Here is a 17,637-nt window from a genome sequence, read left to right as displayed (position 1 = left end):
GACGTGAAAGGATGGGTCCTCTCGATGGGGCCCGGGAAAAGAAGCGCGCCCGTCCAGGGCCTCGGGGGGCCTCCAGGCGGGCGCGTCGGGGGCGGATACCCTCACCCCGTCCCTCTCCCGGAGGGAGAGGGGTTCTTGGCTACAGCACCTTCACGTTGAGCGTCTTGAGCACCTGCTCGCCGCGCATGATGACCACGCTCCAGTCGCCCGGCTTGCTCAGCCGCACGCCCGTCCACTGCCGCGCACGCCAGCCGTCCCCCTTCACCTTCACGTCCTTCGTCTCACGCACCACGTTGCCCTGCTTCACCTGAACCATCAGGTCCTCGATGCTGTCCCCCTGCGGCACCAGGTACGACTGCCACACCATCACGCTCGTGTTCGCCTTCACTCCCTCCGGCGCCACCTCCGTGATGCACTCGAACTTGTTGGGGCCGTCCTTGGCCACCTCGGTGCACAGCTTCGCCTCCACCAGCACCGGACCCTGGCCCTGGCCCTTGTAGAAATACTCCCAGGTGGTCTTCACCGCGTCGCCCGACGGCACCTTCACCGGCTCGCGCGCCGGAGCCTCCGGGGCCGCGGCCTGATCCTGCGCCATCGCCACGCCGCCGAACGCCACCACCGCGCACACCGCCAGCTTCTTCAGATTTCCCGCCATGAGTTCATCCCCCTCGATTGGGCTTGTTCCAGGCCGATGTCTACCACAGGGCACCCGGGGGCGGGCCACCCCTTCACCCCCACAGCAGGAAGGCCAGTGTCACCAGCGGCAGGTACACGAAGAAGGCCACCAGCAGGAACCCGAGAATGTCCTTGAAGTCCAACCGCGCCACCGCCAGCAGCGGCAGCGCCCAGAAGGGCTGGATGAGGTCCGTGGCCATGTCCCCCCACGCGTACGCCATCACCACCTTCTCCGGCTCCACCCCCAGGGTCCTCGCCGCCTCCAGCAGGTAGGGCGCTTCGATGGCCCACTTGGAGCCGCCCGAGGGCACGAAGTAGTTCACCACCCCGCTGTACAGGTAGATGATGGCCGGGAAGGTCGTGGGCGTGGACACCGACACGAAGAGCTGCCCGATGCGCTCGGTGAGCCCCGTGGCCTTGAAGATGCCGTAGATGCCCGCGTACAGCGGGAACTGCAGCACGATGCCGTGCAGCACGCTCGCGGCCTCCTCGCTCGCCTTGAGCAGCCGCGCGGGCGTTCCATGCAGCAGCACCGCCAGCATCAGGAACAGGAAGTTCACCACGTTGAGGTTGATGGCCTTCCAGCCTCCGTTGAGCCACAGGTGCCGGCCGAACCACAGCACCCCCAGCGCGCCGAAGAGGACGTTGAGCAGCGGCGAGAAGTCCATCCACGCCGCGGGGCTCTTGTCCGCCGGCCGCGCGGGCGGCTCGAAGTCCTTCAGCTGCTCCAGGATGGCCGGGTCCACCCGCACCGCGCGCTCGGGCCGCGGATGCAGCGCCCACGCCAGCAGCGTCAGCACGCCCACCACCCCCACCGTGAGCCCGATGTTGAAGGGCGAGAAGAGCGTCCGGTCGATGGGGATGAGGCCGAGCTGCTTCTCCAGGAAGTGGCCCGGCGTGGCCACCAGCAGCGGCGCGGAGGCCGACAGGCCCGCATGCCACGTGGCCCCCAGTCCGAAGTAGGCGCACGCCACCAGCAGCCGGTAGTCCACGTCCGGTTGCCGCCTCACCACGAAGCGCACCAGCATGGCGCTCGCCACCAGCGACAGGCCCCAGTTGATGTAGGCCAGCCCCATCGACACGGCCGCCATCAGCACCACCGCGCTGCGCGGGCCTCGCGCCAGCCTCGCCAGGTGCTCCAGCAGCGCCTTCACCGGGCCCGTCAGCGCCAGCAGGTAGCCGGTGAACATCACCAGCGCCATCTGCATGGAGAAGGTCAGCAGCTCCCAGAAGCCTCCTCCCCACGCGTCCAGCACCCTCGGCGCCGGTGCGTCCGTCCACCCCAGCGCCAGCGCCAGGGTGAGCAGCGACAGCAGCACCGCGATGGCGAACGAGCTGGGCACGAAGCGCGCGGAGAAGCGACCCAACGCCTCCGCGATCCGAACGAGTGTTTCCACGTGGCTTCTGGCTCCGATGCGGGGGCAGGGACGCGTACGGCTCCCCCCACATCTCAACACGGCACAGCCCGCCTTCCGAGAAATCCCTCTCCGCCCCTCCCGGCCCCAGCGCCTCTCCCCTGACCGAAAGCCCACACTCCAAACCTCGTGGACTCATCGTTTCCGTCGACGCCTGAACGCTGGGGGCCACCCCCTGTCCGGCAATGCGCAACCCCCCACTTGTCGGGCCAAAGGACAATGGCCACCTCGCCCTCAATGGCCTACCGCGTCCATATCCCAGTGGAGCTGTGGAGTACTTTGAAGTCACTTCCCCCAGCGCTCGTCGAACGATTGCACCGCCGCATCGACGACATCTCGCGCCTGGCGGAGATGGCTCCTCCCCTCAACCCCCTCTGGTTGAAGCTCGGCGCCACCGACCTGCCCCTGCTGCGCTGCGTCGTCGATGGGTACGTCGTCCTCTATGAGGTCGATACCTCCTGCCGCACCATCTCCGTCCTCGACGTCGAGGAGGAGGACGCAGCTCCCACGCTCGCCTCGGAGCTGCTGGCCGCCAACGGTCGTCACTGAGACGGGGGCGACGTGGGGTTGAACCCACGGCGCGCGATACCCTCACCCCGTCCCTCTCCCGAAGGGAGAGGGGAGATTGTTTCACCCGGTGCGCTGGTTGCCGTTCGTCGTCATCGACCCTCCCTCGGCGATGATGCCCCGCACCCACCCTGGCTTCAGCCTCCTCCGTCTTCTTCCGCTCCCGTCGGCGCTCCCGTTTCCCCGGTGAGCACGGTGGCCCGGGCACGCCCTCCTCGAGGCAGGAATCGGTAGGATTTTCAGCCCGTCTTCGGCGCTTTTTACAGCCCCTCGGCGCCGCATCGTCCCACGGAATGAGAGGATGCCCGCCGATAGTGGCCTACAGACAGGGCGCTTCAACCACTTCGCGACTCCCCAAGTCCGAGAACCGCTCGCCGGCCTGTCGGCACGAAGATGGCAAGGATTCAAAAGTGCCGTGGAACCCGACACCCGCCCGCGCTGCTCCTGCCAGAACCCGCATCCGGAACTGGCGGAGTGCCCCACCGTTCTGCGCGCCCGAGAAGCGGGCCCGCTCAACTCCGTCACCCTGCCGCCCTCGGGTGAGCGGGGTGAGCGGCTCGTGGGTCAGCGCTTCGGCAGCTTCATCGCCCTGCGCGAGCTGGGCCGCGGTGGCATGGGCACGGTGCTCCTGGCCGAGCACGTCCTCATCCCCAAGCGCGTCGCCGTGAAGGTCCTCCACCGCCACCTCGCCGAGGAGCCGGAGCTCGTCAGCCGCTTCCTCGCCGAGGCGCGCGCCATGAGCCTCGTGCAGCACGAGAACGTCGTCACCGTGTATGACCTCGACACCCGTGACGGCCGCCCCTACTTCGTCATGGAGCACCTGGAGGGGCAGAGTCTGGCCGCCTTCGCGCGCGGGCCGCTCGAGCCTCGCCTGGTGGTGGAGCTGCTTGCCCAGGTGTGCGAGGCGCTCGGCGCCGCCCATGCGCACGGCATCATCCACCGCGACCTCAAGCCCGCCAATGTCTTCCTCGTGCCAGGGCCCAACGGCCGCCACCGGGTGAAGCTGCTCGACTTCGGCATCGCCAAGCGGCTCGTCCGGCTCGAGGGGGAGACGCCCACGCGCACCGGCGTGCTCATGGGCACCCCCGAGTTCATGGCCCCCGAGCAGTGCGGTGGCAACGACGTGGACGCGCGCACCGACCTGTACGCGGTGGGGGTGCTCGGCTACCTGCTGCTCACCGGCGGCACGCCCTTCTCCGGGCGCAGCGCCGCCGAGGTCCTCGTGGCCCACCTCCAGCAGGCCCCGCGCCCGCCCCACGAGGTGCGCCCGGGGATTCCGCCCGCGCTCTCCGCGGTGCTGCTGCGCGCGCTCGCCAAGCGTCCCGAGGCGCGCTTCTCCACCGCCGCCGAGCTGCGCGCCGCGCTGGAGGCCTCCATCTCCCCGGCGCGCACGCCCGCGCCCATTCCCGCCTCCGGCTTCACCGCGCGCGTGCCGGTGCATGGCTCGCTGGGCGTGCGCGAGTACCCGTGCGAGCGCGTGGGCCGCACCGGCCTCTTCCTCCGCACCAACGAGGAGCCGCCAGCGCTGCTCTCCGACGTGTCCCTGCTGCTGCGGCTGCCCGGCGGCGAGCTGCCCTGCACCGGTCAGGTGGTGCGCCACGTGACGGCCGAGCAGGCCCGCGCGTGGAATATGGCCCCGGGCTTCGGCGTGGAGCTGCGTGACACGTCCGTCACCTTCCAGCAGAGCTTCGCCCGGCTGCTCGCGGGGGAGAAGCCCGAGGCGTCCACGCCTCCCCCCGCGCCCCAGGACGACGCCCGCGCCGAGCCCGTGCTGCGCGAGTTCCGCCGGCGTCTCGGGGGCGACCACTACACGGTGCTCGGCGTCTCCCGGGACGCCGACGCCGACACGGTGCGCGCGCATACCCGCGAGGCCCGCAACCGGCTCGAGCAGCTGCTCGCGCTGCCCCTGTCCCCCGGCCAGCGCGCCCTCGTGCAGCGCGCCCTCTCCAAGGTGGCCGAGGCGCTCCTCGTGCTCGGCCACCCCGAGCGGCGCGTGGAGTACGACGCGGAGCTGCGCAACCTGGACGGCGTGCTGCGCTGCCTCGCCGCCGGCCTCACCGTCACCGCCCTGGAGGAGTGCCGCCGGCGCTACCTCGCCCGCCACCCGGCCACCGAGGGCCACTCCGTCCTACACCTCGCCTCCGGCGACGCCTTCCGGGCCGCGGGCCGCTTCTCGGAAGCCCTCTCCTCCTACGAGGCCGCCCTGAAGGTGGATCCGCTCCACCTGGAAGCCCTCAAGCGCTGGCATGCCCTCCGGGTGAGGCTGCGTGCCGGTGCGAACCCCACCGCGGACCGTTAGTAGTATCGGCCCGCGCGCATGCCCTCCGACCCTTCCGACCTCGACGACAAGCTCCCCACCCAGGGGCGCTTCACCCGCTTCCGCAAGCTCGCCGGCCTCTCCGCCCAACTCGGCGCGGACGTCCTCAAGAGTGGCGCCAAACGGCTCGTCGGCCAGGAGCCGGAGCTGCTCAGCAGGGCCGCCGCCGAGAAGCTCGTCACCACGTTGGGAGAGCTCAAGGGCGCGGCCATGAAGCTCGGCCAGGTCGTGTCCATGGACACGGAGTTCCTCTCCCCCGAGGTGCGCCAGGTCATCGCCCGCCTGCAGAACGAGGCCCCGCCCATGCCGTACGAGGTGGTGGCGCGCGTGCTGCGCGAGGAGCTGGGCGATTCCCCCGAGGCCCTCTTCCGCGAGTTCGACAAGACGCCGCTCGCCGCCGCCTCGCTGGGCCAGGTACACCGCGCCGTGCTGCAGGACGGCCGCCCGGTGGCGGTGAAGGTGCAGTACCCCGGCATCGCCGCGACGCTGAGCGGGGACATGGACAACCTGGGCCTGGTGGTGAACACCCTCTCCAAGGCCTCGCGCCTCACGGATGGCACCGCCTACTTCCAGGAGCTGCGCGAGGAGATGCTCCTGGAGACGGACTATCTGCGAGAGGCCGGGTTGTGCACCGCCTTCGCCCGCGGCGTGGCGCGCCTGCCGGAGCTCGAGGTGCCCGCCGTCATCTCCGAGCGCACCACCCGGCGCGTGCTCACCCTGGAGCTGCTCCAGGGCCGCACCCTCAAGGACTGGGTCGTCTCCGAGCCCTCCGCCGAGGAGCGCTTCCGCGTGGCGCGCCAGCTCATCCTCGCCATCTACGGGCCCTTCTTCACCGTCGGGGAGATGCACGCCGACCCGCACCCGGGCAACTTCATGGTGCTGGAGGACGGGCGGTTGGGGCTGCTCGACTTCGGCTCCATCAAGCGCTTCAGCCCTCACTTCGTGGACGCCAACCGGCGCATGTTCCTCCACGCCGTGCGGCTGGAGTCCATGGACGTGATGGGCCTGAGCCGCGAGGTGGGCTTCACCTCGGAGCTGCCGGACGCGGAGGCCAGCGAGCTCATCCAGGAGGTGCTGCACATCGCCGGACGGCCCATGCGCGCCACCTCGTACGACTACGCCACGTGCTCCATCACGCGCGACATGAAGCTGCACTTCGCGCGCAACGCCGCTCGTTTTCTCAAAATCCGCCCACCCGCCGAGGCGGTGATGTTCTTCCGCTCCACCGGAGGCCTGGCGCAGAACCTGCGGCTCATCGGCGCGCGGGGCGACTTCCGGAGTGTCTTCCAGGAGGTCGCCGCCCTGCTGTGAGCGCCGTTAGCGGGCGCTCGCCGCCGGCAGCCGGCTCTTCTTGTAGATGCTGATGAGCTTGCGGGCCAGCGCCTCGCCCTGGACGCTCTTGGAGATGTAGCCGTCCGCCCCCGAGGCCAGCGCCAGCGCGCGCAGCTTGGACTCGTCCGAGGCCGAATAGAGGATGAAGCGCGTGGTGGCCGGCGCCTGGTTGCGCGCCAGCGCCAGCACCTTGTCCCCGCTGAGCGCCGGGATGTTCACGTCCAACAGCACGAGGTCCGGCAGGGCGTTGCGGACCAGGTTGGATACGCCCAGCGACGAACGGTGGGTGCGGACCTCGAAGCCATATGCGTTGAGCGTCCGCTCCAACAGCATGAGCTGATCCACATCGTCGTCCACCACGAGGACACGAATCTTGTTCTCGCTCTCGGACATGGGGGCTCCTCTTGGAGGATGGGCAGAGATGGTTTTCGACAGAGGCAGCCAATGGCTGCGGGGCCCAAGAATACCGTCTCGGCCCCACAGTGGGAGGCCCTCCCCCACCGGAACCGTGTCCGGAGGCCACAAATCCGACGTCCACAGCCCGGGGTTCTGTGCAAAGCAAGGAAGAGCCTGCGGGCAGGAGTCCAGCGAGCCGCGCAAAGCCAGGAAGACAACATCCAGGAAGACGACACGGGCGGGCGGGCAGGCGCTCCCATGAGGCCGGCCGCCGGGGTGTTGCCGACAGTGGACTCACCCCTGACGCGGCGCGAGCCGGGGCAGCCGCACGGTGAACACCGTGCCCTCCTCGCGCGTCGAGCGCGCCTCGATGGTGCCCGCGTGCGCCAGGGCGATCTGCTGGACGATGTAGAGCCCCAACCCCAGTCCCGACGAGCGCCTGTGGCCGCGCAGCTCCCCGCGGCGGAAGGGCTCGAAGAGGACGGGGAGCAGCTCGGCGGGGATGGGCTCGCCCCGGTTGCCCACCTCGATGCGGATGCCCGCGCCCTCGTCCTGGAGGGTCAGCGTGACGGGCGTGTCCTCGGGGCTGTAGTCCAGGGCGTTGCGCAACAGGTTGCCGAGCAGCTGGGCCAGCCGGTCCTGGTCCCACTCGCCCTGGAGGTCGCCCCGCGCCTCCAACCGCAGCTCGCGCGCCGGGTGGGTCACCTCCAGCTCGCCCAGGACGCGCCGGCCCAACAAGCCCAGGTCCACCGGAGCGGGGGCGATGGGGATGCCGCCCCCCAGCCGCCCGCGCGTGAGGTCCAACAGGTCGCCGATCATCCGCCCCATCAGCTCCGCGTTGAGGGCGATGCGCTGGGAGAGTCGCAGGGCTCGCTCGGGCAGCGTCTCCTGGCGCAGCAGCATGTTGGCCGACAGGGTGATGACGCCCAGGGGGTTGCGCAGGTCGTGGCTGACGATGCCGAGGAAGCGCTCGCGGAACTCGGACGTCTGGCGCAATCGCTCCTCGATGCGCTTGCGGTCGGTGATGTCCACCACCACCGTGCCCACCATGGAGACGCGGCCCTCGTGGTCCTTCACCGGGTAGTAGCTCACCAGGTAGTGGCCGACCTGGCCCCCCCGGCCCGCCGTGGAGCCGGAGATCTCCACGTTGAGCACCGGCTCGCCAGTCTCCAGAACGCGCCGGTAGTGGGGCTCGTTGAGGGGAGCGATCTTCGGGATGATCTCGCGCGGGGTCCGTCCGAGTGACTGTTCCACGGGCACGCCGTTGATGGCGGCGAGCGCGTTGTTGATGCGCACGTAGCGCAGGTCCCTGTCCAGGAAGGACAGGCCCACCGGCGCGGTGGCCAGCAGGATGTCCAGCAGCGCCAGCGCCTCCTCCCGCTCCTGGGCCATGGCCCGCCGCATCGCCACGTCGCGGGTGGAGGCCACCGCCCCACCCGGGGAGCCGTCGGGCCGCCGCAGGGGCCGGGCGGTGATGGTGACGGGCAGCCGCGTCCCATCCGGCCGGCGCAGCCAGATGGACTCGTCCCGGATGTACTCGCCCTGGAGCGCGCGATAGAGGGGTACCCGATCCAGGGGGAGGGGATGGCCCTCCTCGTCGACCAGCCCGTATTGCTCCCCCCAGCGCGCGACGTGCACCTCGCTGAGGGACATGCCGTGTTGCCGCTCGGCCTCCGGGTTGAAGAGGCGCAGCACGCCCTGGGCGTCCGCCACCAGGATGCCGTCACCGCTCTGGGAGATGATGCCCTCCAGCAGGGCCCGCTGCTCCTCGGCCTCGGCCCGGGCGGCGCGCTCGCGGTGCAGCAGCGCCGACCGCTCCTCCTCCGCCGCGCGGCGTTCCTCGTCCCGCATGCGACCGGACTCGGTGACGGCATCGGTCATCGCGAGGTCCAGGCAGCGGTGGAAGGCCCTCTGCTCCTTCATGTCGAGCACGCCGCCGGTCTCCTCCATCAGCTCGAGGATGCAGTCGCGCAGCAGACCGTACTCGTGGACGAGCTGGGTGACGCTGTAGCCGAGATCCTGCCGCTGGGCCCGGTGCTCCTCGACCCGCTGGCTCACGTGGAGGCTGTCGGTGGGCGAGGCCTCTCCCCCGTCGAGGCCTCGGAGGAGCGTGCGCATCTCATCGAGCAGACCCGGAATCGTGTCGATGATGGCGGAGCGTGTCAGCTGCTCGGCCGGGAGGTGGGCCCGCACCGTGCGCTCGAACCGCTGCAGGATGTCCTCCCGCCGCGTGGTGAGGAGGTCGGCCAGTGCGCCCATGAGGTGGAGATAGGCACGATGGCGACCTCCTGGCCAGCACGGGATGCGCGCTGCCGGAGGGTTGACCCGTAGCGCGCCGTCCGAGAACGTGGATTACGACGGGGTGGAGGAGTATGCGCTGGACTCCTTCAGCAGGCCCGCCCGGTCGAGCAATGCGCGCACTTCATCGGCCAGGGCGACATGAGCCGGGTCGTCCACGGTGAAGCGCTCGGGAGTGAGGATGACGAGCGAGCCCTTGTCCTCCACGGGCTCGACACGCACGGGCGCGGGCAGGGGAGGCACCTCTCCCCGGCGGCGCGAGAGGTACATGAGCCAGCCCGTGCGCGGGGGCCCCACGGGCTCGTTTCTTGATTCCTGGTAGGCGTCCGAGAAGACACCGCCATCCTCCGGCTCCCAGGCCAGCACCAGGGCGCGTACTACTTCCGTCATCACGGGCGCGGAAAGTATCCGCCCCGCCTCTGTATCCACCGAGGGCAGATGGAGAATGCATGTGTTGGGGAAGTAGCGAGAGCTGGTGCCGCAGGTGAGCATGATGTTGCTACCTTCCTCATCCCCATTCCAGGCTCCAAAGTTGAACCCATCCTTGTCTGTCTTCCCCCGGCGATACTTCTTCTCTCCGAAGAAGCGTAGGAACGTTTCGTAGGTGGGCTCGAATTGGAGCTGGAGCGCTTTCTCGAGCGAGTGCGCCTTCTCGAACCAGCGCGTATAGCTGGTGTCGCAACGCGAGAGCAGACGGAAGAAGGTCTCCGCGCGCCGGGCACACTGCTCGGCGGTTTCCGCGCGAGCTGGCCAGTAGACTCCAGCAGCGTAGGTCTCCCTCATGAATCACATGCCTCGGGGTGGCAACGGCGCAGTGTGGACCACTTCAATACCGTTGATTCCCGTGGTCGCGAAGAGCTTCTTGATGATGCCCACCATCCGGGGTTCTGCCACGTGCCAACGGACTGTCACTCCCCGCGCGAACTCGAGTTGTCTCCGGGCCCGCTCCACGAGCTCATCGGCACCCTGGTAGTAAGGTTTGTGTTTGAAGTCCTTGTCGAACCATTTGTCGTACCCCGTGCCCTTGGCATCCAGCAGGACACCGGCCTGGGGGTCGTACCCGTCGAAGTCAGCTTTCTCGCCATTGAGGAAGATGCGGTACACCCAGCCGGGTGGTGCTCGCGTCACCTGGGATTGGTAGTTGCGCGCGGCTTCGGACATGGACTCTTTGACCTGTACCCACTGGCCCGGCCCGCCCACGGGCGGTGTCCATGCGCCACCGCCCGCCGCGGCCACGCCCATGCTGGCCATGTGCAGCACGTACGTGGCGCCGAGCGCCTGGCCCGCCACGGCGATGGCCCGGCCGGGCACCGCCACCAGCCGCAGCGCCAGCACGCCTTCGCCTGTCAGCGAGAAGACGGGCACGGCGAGTCGTCCCATCCGACTCCCCCACGTGGCGGCCTGCACCGCGCCTTCTCCGGCGGTGCCCACCATCAGCACCACGCCGGTGGCCACGCGCGACACGCCCCGCACCTGCTCGCCGGAGGGCTTGTGCCGGAAGGACTCCCAATACTCGGGGGCGTTGCGCACCAACTCACGCACCGCGCCCGGCAACCGGATGAGTCCCTCCACGGTTTCGATGGGATGGAAGGTGATTCGGTAGAGCCCTTCCACCGTGTCCGCCAGCGCCAGGGCCGCCCCGTGCAACGCGGGCAGCAGCACACCGTCATCCGGCTCGTAGGCACCCAGTGGTAGCGCCCCACGTGGCACCTCCAGCGCGGCATCCACTGGCCACAGGCGTCTGCTCTCGAGGGCGTAGAAGGGGCCCACCTCGTAGCGGCCGGCACGCAGCGTGCCGTCCTGTGCCACCTGCACCTCGCCCACCTTCTGTTTGGCCTCGCCCGTGACGGCCAGCACCAGATAGCCGTCCGGCCGCAGCACCAGCAGCCGGTGGAAGCGTTCCATGCGCGCGTGCAACTCCTCGCGCGACACGGGCCGCTCGCCCGTGGCCACCTCCAGCAGCAGCCAGGCCGCCATGCGGCGCTGGGCGAAGTTGCCCAATGTCACTGGAGAGGAGAGCAGGTGCGGCAGCAGCCGCAGAGCTTGCTCGGGAGAGAGGGTGCGCCCGTCGTCGGGCAGTGCGTCGGTGGGCACGCCCACGTGCGCCAGGAAGCCCTGGAAGTAGTCCAGGCTCATGGGCACGGTGTGGGGGCGCCCATCGCCCACGCCGTCGGGCCAGCCCGTCCAGCCCTCGCCCCAGTCCTCCAATGGCTCGTCCCCACCCGCCACGAGGTGGCCCGCCCTCGCGTGTGAGGACGTCTCGGGTGCGCCCGTCACGTCTCCCGGCGCGCGCTCCTGCGCTTCAACGTCATCCTCCTCGTCATCGTCTTCGGCGGCGGTGCTCGTGGCGCCCTGTACGAGGGTGGAGGAGGGCAGGGGGGCCGCCACAACGGGTTGGGCGCTCGTGCTGGGGAAGGGCGTAGGTGCCAGGGAGCGGTGACTCAGGCCGGGCAGTAGCCAACCCCGAGAAGTGCGAGGCGTGACGGTGGCGCACCCGGCCAGCATCAGCAGGGCCGCCAGGGGCAGCAGAGCTGGAAGGTGCCTCCACCCGCGTCCGCGGAGGCAATGGGGCTGCACGAGCATGGCGAGTCTCCCAGGAGAGACGTGTCCTCCACCTTACCGATGCCTCTGACAGCCTCTCCGTTGGTGGCCCCTGGCCTGCTCGGGGGGAACGCGCCGTCCGGGAACGTGGATTACGACGGGGTGGAGGAGTATGCGCTGGACTCCTTCAGCAGGCCCGCCCGGTCGAGCAATGCGCGCACTTCATCGGCCAGGGCGACATGAGCCGGGTCGTCCACGGTGAAGCGCTCGGGAGTGAGGATGACGAGCGAGCCCTTGTCCTCCACGGGCTCGACACGCACGGGCGCGGGCAGGGGAGGCACCTCTCCCCGGCGGCGCGAGAGGTACATGAGCCAGCCCGTGTAGGGGGGACCTACGGGCTCGTCGCGCAGGTCCCGGTATCTCTCGGAAATGACTCCGCCCCAGTCCGGTTCCCAGGCCAGCACCAGGGCGCGCAGCACTCCAGTCAGAACTGGTGCGGTGAGGACGCGCTGCTCTTCTGGCCCCGCATGGGGAAGCTCGAGAAGACAAGAATTCGGAGGGGGCGCGACCGCAGAGCCACAGCTGAGCATCACCACGCCACCGTGCCCATCCTCCTTGTGTCCCGTCCAAGCACTGAAGCTGAACCCGAACGAACCCTCGTTGTACTTCTTGCTTTTGAAGAAGCGCAGGAACGTTTCGTAGGTGGGCTCGAACTGGAGCTGGAGCGCCTTCTTGAGGGAGTTCGCCTGTTCGAACCAGCGGGCATAGATGGGATCGCATGGGGCGAGAAGGTGGATGAAGAGCTCCGCGCGCCGAGCGCACTCCTCGGCCGACTCCTTGCGAGCCGGCCAATAAACACCTGCGTAGAAGGTCTCCTTCATGGGCGTTTCGAGGGGCTACGGTGGAGTGTAGACCACGTCAACTCCTTTGATGTTGGCGTTTTTGAAAAGCGTTCTGAGAATGGCGACCATACGGGGTTCCGCCACATGCCAGCGGATGGGGACACCATTGGCGACCCTCTCCTGTCTCTGGGCTTGTCTGACGAGTCTCTTGGCACCCTTGAAGTACCGCCTGGCCTTGAGGCTCGCGTCGAAGTGTTTGTCGTAGCCCAGGCCCTTGGTCTCCAGCAGGACGCCTTCCGCGAAGCCGTCGAAGTCCGCCTTCTCGCCACCGAACAGGACGCGGTACACCCAGCCCGCTGGCGCCTTCGTCACCTTGTTCTGGAACTTGCGTGAGCGGGCCGACATGCTCTCGTTCTTGGGCACCCACTGGCCCGGCCCGCCCACGGGCGGTGTCCATGCGCCACCGCCCGCCGCGGCCACGCCCATGCTGGCCATGTGCAGCACGTACGTGGCGCTGAGTGCCTGGCCCGCCACGGCGATGACCCGGCCGGGTACCGCCACCAGCCGCAGCGCCAGCACGCCTTCTCCCGTGAGTGAGAAGACGGGCACGGCGAGTCGTCCCATCCGACTCCCCCACGTGGCGGCCTGCACCGCGCCTTCCCCCGCGGTACCCACCATCAGCACCACGCCGGTGGCCACGCGCGACACGCCCCGCACCTGCTCGCCGGAGGGCTTGTGCCGGAAGGACTCCCAATACTCGGGGGCGTTGCGCACCAACTCACGCACCGCGCCCGGCAACCGGATGAGTCCCTCCACGGTTTCGATGGGATGGAAGGTGATTCGGTAGAGCCCTTCCACCGTGTCCGCCAGCGCCAGGGCCGCCCCGTGCAACGCGGGCAGCAGCACACCGTCATCCGGCTCGTAGGCACCCAGTGGTAGCGCCCCACGTGGCACCTCCAGCGCGGCATCCACTGGCCACAGGCGTCTGCTCTCGAGGGCGTAGAAGGGGCCCACCTCGTAGCGGCCGGCACGCAGCGTGCCGTCCTGTGCCACCTGCACCTCGCCCACCTTCTGTTTGGCCTCGCCCGTGACGGCCAGCACCAGATAGCCGTCCGGCCGCAGCACCAGCAGCCGGTGGAAGCGTTCCATGCGCGCGTGCAACTCCTCGCGCGACACGGGCCGCTCGCCCGTGGCCACCTCCAGCAGCAGCCAGGCCGCCATGCGGCGCTGGGCGAAGTTGCCCAATGTCACTGGAGAGGAGAGCAGGTGCGGCAGCAGCCGCAGAGCTTGCTCGGGAGAGAGGGTGCGCCCGTCGTCGGGCAGTGCGTCGGTGGGCACGCCCACGTGCGCCAGGAAGCCCTGGAAGTAGTCCAGGCTCATGGGCACGGTGTGGGGGCGCCCATCGCCCACGCCGTCGGGCCAGCCCGTCCAGCCCTCGCCCCAGTCCTCCAATGGCTCGTCCCCACCCGCCACGAGGTGGCCCGCCCTCGCGTGTGAGGACGTCTCGGGTGCGCCCGTCACGTCTCCCGGCGCGCGCTCCTGCGCTTCAACGTCATCCTCCTCGTCATCGTCTTCGGCGGCGGTGCTCGTGGCGCCCTGTACGAGGGTGGAGGAGGGCAGGGGGGCCGCCACAACGGGTTGGGCGCTCGTGCTGGGGAAGGGCGTAGGTGCCAGGGAGCGGTGACTCAGGCCGGGCAGTAGCCAACCCCGAGAAGTGCGAGGCGTGACGGTGGCGCACCCGGCCAGCATCAGCAGGGCCGCCAGGGGCAGCAGAGCTGGAAGGTGCCTCCACCCGCGTCCGCGGAGGCAATGGGGCTGCACGAGCATGGCGAGTCTCCCAGGAGAGACGTGTCCTCCACCTTACCGATGCCTCTGACAGCCTCTCCGTTGGTGGCCCCTGGCCTGCTCGGGCTGAGCGTCTGGATGTTGCTCACTCCGTACAGCGGCAGGGTGCCGCCGGTGCTTCGGGTCCGTTCGCCAGTGGGTGATTGCCCGAAACCGTCGTGTCGGGTGCCGCGGGGCCGTGTCACCTTCCGGGCATGGCACGGACCGAGAAAGAGAAGATGCTCGCGGGCGAGCTGTACCTCGCCACGGACCCGCAGCTGATGGCCGAACGCGCCCGCGCGCGCAGGCTCCGCGCGACATCCCTCCTTATGTCTTCGCCGCGGGTAACCCCTGCCGCGTCATCCGCTCCCTGCGCTGAGCGTCTCCCATGACCGCACCGGATTCGGATGTCCCTCCGCTGGCCAGTGAGTGGGCGGCGCGCTTCTCCACCTTCGAGCAGGTTCGCGCGGTGGCGCTCGGCGGTTCCTGGGTGACGGGTTCCGCCGATCCCCTCTCGGACCTGGACCTGATCGTCTACGCGAGCCCTCCGCCTCCCGCCGAGGCGCGGCGCGCCCTCATCCTCCCCACCGCCCGCCGCGCCGAAATCGACAACACCTTCTTCGGCACCGGCGACGAGTGGCTCGACACGAGCGGCCAGGGCGTGGACGCCGCTTGGTGGAGCCCGGAGTGGATGGAAGACCAGCTGGATCGCGTCCTCGTGCGCTTCGAGGCGTCGCTCGGCTACACCACCAGCTTCTGGCACACGCTGCGCAACTCCCGCGTCCTCTTCGATCGCACGGGATGGCTCGCTCGGCTCCAGGAGCGGGCCCGGGGACCCTACCCGGAGCCCCTGCGCCGCTCCATCGTGGCGAAGAACCATCCGGTGCTGCGCAGCAAGCTGTCGTCGTACCTGGAGCAGATCGAGCTCGCGCTGCGCCGGGCGGACCCGGTGAGCGTGCAACACCGGGTGACGGCGGTGTTGGCGAGCTACTTCGACATCCTGTTCGCGGTGAACCGCGTCCCGCACCCGGGCGAGAAGCGGCTGTTGGCGCACGCGAGGCGGTTGTGCCCGAAGCGGCCACCCGGGCTGGAGCCCCAGGTGGAGGCGGTGATTCGCGCGGTGGGTCATCCCGAACAGGAGCTGCTGCCCAACCTCCATGCCCTGCTCGATGGGCTGGACGCATTGCTCGTGTCCGAGGGGCTGCTGCCGGGCGGGACTGTGTCATCAGGTCATGTTACGCTGCCTCACCTATGAGGTTCAGCGCATGAACGGGGTGGAATCCGGACGAGCCGACGACAGGTGGCTCAGGGCGCAACGGCACAGGCTGTGGCGCCAGGCGGCCAACGCACCCGTGGAGCCGCAGCTGCCCCTGCCCGGCACGGAGGTGGGCGGACTGCTCCTGGAGGCGAGGCTGGGCACCGGCAGCCAGGGCGCCGTGTTCCGCGCCCGCAGCAGGAGCGGCAGGTTGTACGCGGTGAAGTTCATCTACCTGCCCCGCTCGGCGGCGTGGGCGTGGCGCGAGCTGGAGGTGCTGCTGCGCTTGCGGCGCCTGGGCTGGGTGGCGGTGCGCGGGCACGGCGAGTGGCCGGACACGGCGCCGCGCTTCGTCTACCTCGTCATGGAGTACGTGTGGGGACGGGCGCTGCACGAGTGGGCCCGGCAGTGCAACCCCACGGCGCGGCAGGTGGCGCAGGTGGTGCGGGCGCTGGCCCGGCAGCTGGCGGCGGTGCACCGGGCGCAGGTGGTGCACCGGGACGTCAAGTGCGCCAACGTGGTGGTGCGCGACAAGGACGGGCTGCCGGTGCTGGTGGACTTCGGCGTGGGCACCTTCCCCGGGGCCCACCACGTGACGGGTCCGCTGGTGGTGGGCACCGCGCTCTACCGCAGTCCCGAGGCCGCCGCGCACCAGCGGCTCCACTCCGGCCAGCGCTACGAGGCGAGCGCCCGGGACGACACGTGGGCGCTGGGCGTGCTGCTCTACTGGCTGCTGACGGGCACCTACCCCTTCCAGGTGGAGGAGTCGGGGGACTCGCTGGAGGACGGGCGGGCCCTGGGCGAGGCCATCCTGCACCACTCGCCCGAGCCGCCTCATGTACGCAATGGGCGCGTGCCCCGGGCGCTGGGCGAGGTGTGCCAGCGCATGCTCGAGAAGCAACCCGAGGAGCGCTACCCGGACGCCCTCGCGGTGGAGGCCGCGCTGGAGGCTGCGCTGGGGGGAGCGGACGCCACTTGGGACGAGCCGCTGTGCGAGGCGTGGGGCCCGGACAGCGCCACCACCGTGGCGGAGGTGGAACTGGAGGAAGAAGAAGCGGAGGCACTGTCGCGGCGGCTGGAGGAGCGCGCGCGGCTCCACCCAAGGCGCGGCGAGCCGCCCCCACCACGGGAGCCGTCCACCGTGGCCGCGCCACTCTCGGAGCCACGGCCTCCACAAGAAGAGGCGCCAGGGGAAGAGGCACCGCCCGTCCACGAGTCGCCGCGCGTGGAGGCACGCGTCGCATCCACGCCGCCGCCAGCACGCGCCCTTCCCCGGCGTGCGGTGATGGTTTGCGCGGCCCTCGCGCTGATGCTGGCCGTGTCGGCCCTCTTCATCATCACGCGGCGCTCGCATCCACCCCCGGATCCGGCCCCGGTTGCGGAGGAGTCATGGATGACGCCCCCGGTGGCCTCGCTGCTTCCCATGCCGGAGGTCTGGTTCCGCCTGGGTCAGGAAGTGGCGCCCCCGTGGAAGCCACCCGAAGGTGACGGCGGCGCGGAGCCCTCCGAGGCCCCAACCCCCGCGCCCGTCGCCCGCGCGACGAGTCATGAGGAAGACAGGCGCGTGAAGACTCCACTCCGCAAGGCTCCCACTCCCCAGAGCGACACACCGCAGCCGAAGGACTCGGGCTCCACGGCCTCCAGGGCGGGCTCGGCCCTGCTCCTCTGCTCTCTCGCCGCGGGTTGTCCCGGCCCCACCACCTCCTCCGCGGTGCGGCCCACGCCCGCGCCAGCCGAGTGCCCCGCCAACTCCGTGCAGACCATGAAGGAACTGGGCCTGCGCTTCGGTGACCGACAGGATGTGGACCTCCCCGGTCTCAAGAACCCAGACGAGGTGTTCACCGTGCGCTCGGGTCCGGGCGCCAAGTTGAACCTGCGCGGAGAGGACTGGGGAAAGCTGCCGGACGGCACGGTGTTCTCCGGGGTGCTCTTCGTCGGGGAGACGCGCGTGTACGGCCGCTTCACGGAAGCCCATACGCCGGATGGGCACGCCTGGCCCGTGTGTCTGGAGTTCTATGACGTGCAGACGGATGACAAGCGCGGCGTGTTCAGGGAGCCCGGCGGTGGGGCGGATACCGCCCGTATCCGGGGGGTCGTGGGCCTCGTTCCGGTGGAGCGCTTCGAGTAGGTCCCGAGCAGGCCGGACACGGGTGGACAGGAGACGAAGCAGGAGAT

The 17,637-nt window shown here is 69.9% G+C and carries 14 protein-coding genes; 6 read left to right on the top strand and 8 right to left on the bottom strand.

All coding sequences use genetic code 11. The annotated features are described in order from the left end of the window. Positions 1-139 precede the first annotated feature (139 nt). The gene (locus JRI60_RS45930) at positions 140-655 is read right to left on the bottom strand and encodes a hypothetical protein (RefSeq protein ID WP_204222415.1); all 516 of its coding nucleotides are present in this window, start codon (positions 653-655) and stop codon (positions 140-142) included. A gap of 73 nt (positions 656-728) precedes the next feature. Further along, positions 729-2,072, bottom strand: coding sequence for a short-chain fatty acid transporter (locus JRI60_RS45925; protein WP_204222414.1), 1,344 nt, complete (start codon positions 2,070-2,072; stop codon positions 729-731). 297 nt (positions 2,073-2,369) lie between these two features. Between JRI60_RS45925 and JRI60_RS45920 the strand changes: the two genes are divergently transcribed. The 3 genes from JRI60_RS45920 (at position 2,370) to JRI60_RS45910 (ending at position 6,285) form a co-directional block, all read left to right on the top strand. Then, on the top strand, positions 2,370-2,639 hold the full coding sequence (locus JRI60_RS45920) for a type II toxin-antitoxin system RelE family toxin (RefSeq protein ID WP_204222413.1): 270 nt from the start codon (positions 2,370-2,372) through the stop codon (positions 2,637-2,639). Positions 2,640-3,072: 433 nt separating this feature from the next. After that, a complete protein-coding gene (locus JRI60_RS45915; protein ID WP_239470111.1) occupies positions 3,073-4,956 on the top strand; it encodes a protein kinase domain-containing protein in 1,884 nt (627 codons plus the stop codon). Between the two features lie 18 nt (positions 4,957-4,974). Continuing rightward, the gene (locus JRI60_RS45910) at positions 4,975-6,285 is read left to right on the top strand and encodes an ABC1 kinase family protein (protein ID WP_204222411.1); all 1,311 of its coding nucleotides are present in this window, start codon (positions 4,975-4,977) and stop codon (positions 6,283-6,285) included. Between the two features lie 6 nt (positions 6,286-6,291). On the opposite strand, the gene JRI60_RS45905 is transcribed toward JRI60_RS45910, so the two are convergent. From JRI60_RS45905 to JRI60_RS45880, 6 genes are all read right to left on the bottom strand, one after another. Continuing rightward, positions 6,292-6,699, bottom strand: a complete 408-nt coding sequence (locus tag JRI60_RS45905) for a response regulator (protein ID WP_204222410.1) — start codon at positions 6,697-6,699, stop codon at positions 6,292-6,294. Positions 6,700-6,996: 297 nt separating this feature from the next. Then, positions 6,997-8,961, bottom strand: coding sequence for a PAS domain-containing protein (locus JRI60_RS45900; protein WP_204222409.1), 1,965 nt, complete (start codon positions 8,959-8,961; stop codon positions 6,997-6,999). Positions 8,962-9,054: 93 nt separating this feature from the next. Beyond that, positions 9,055-9,783 carry an immunity 52 family protein gene (locus tag JRI60_RS45895; RefSeq protein WP_204222408.1) on the bottom strand — a complete coding sequence of 243 codons (729 nt, stop codon included), beginning with the start codon at positions 9,781-9,783 and terminating at the stop codon, positions 9,055-9,057. Between the two features lie 3 nt (positions 9,784-9,786). Then, positions 9,787-11,583 carry a Tox-REase-5 domain-containing protein gene (locus tag JRI60_RS45890; RefSeq protein WP_204222407.1) on the bottom strand — a complete coding sequence of 599 codons (1,797 nt, stop codon included), beginning with the start codon at positions 11,581-11,583 and terminating at the stop codon, positions 9,787-9,789. Between the two features lie 110 nt (positions 11,584-11,693). Next, on the bottom strand, positions 11,694-12,422 hold the full coding sequence (locus JRI60_RS45885; RefSeq protein ID WP_204222406.1) for an immunity 52 family protein: 729 nt from the start codon (positions 12,420-12,422) through the stop codon (positions 11,694-11,696). 15 nt (positions 12,423-12,437) lie between these two features. Next, positions 12,438-14,210 (bottom strand): Tox-REase-5 domain-containing protein, encoded by a 1,773-nt coding sequence (locus tag JRI60_RS45880; RefSeq protein ID WP_204222405.1) that lies wholly within the window; start codon positions 14,208-14,210, stop codon positions 12,438-12,440. 212 nt (positions 14,211-14,422) lie between these two features. On the opposite strand from JRI60_RS45880, the gene JRI60_RS53980 reads away from it, so the two are divergent. The 3 genes from JRI60_RS53980 to JRI60_RS45865 are packed head-to-tail and all read left to right on the top strand — an operon-like array spanning position 14,423 to position 17,590. Next, positions 14,423-14,599, top strand: coding sequence for a maltose acetyltransferase domain-containing protein (locus JRI60_RS53980; protein WP_343213374.1), 177 nt, complete (start codon positions 14,423-14,425; stop codon positions 14,597-14,599). Then, entirely contained in the window at positions 14,596-15,462 is an 867-nt protein-coding gene (locus JRI60_RS45870; protein ID WP_204222404.1) for a nucleotidyltransferase domain-containing protein, read from the top strand. The genes JRI60_RS53980 and JRI60_RS45870 overlap by 4 nt, the downstream gene beginning before the upstream one ends. 10 nt (positions 15,463-15,472) lie before the next feature. Then, entirely contained in the window at positions 15,473-17,590 is a 2,118-nt protein-coding gene (locus JRI60_RS45865) for a serine/threonine-protein kinase (RefSeq protein ID WP_204222403.1), read from the top strand. The last annotated feature ends 47 nt before the right edge of the window (positions 17,591-17,637 follow it).

Origin of the sequence: Archangium violaceum, from assembly GCF_016887565.1 — a bacterium.
Classification (GTDB): domain Bacteria; phylum Myxococcota; class Myxococcia; order Myxococcales; family Myxococcaceae; genus Archangium; species Archangium violaceum_B.
This window is presented reverse-complemented; position numbering and strand designations above follow the sequence as displayed.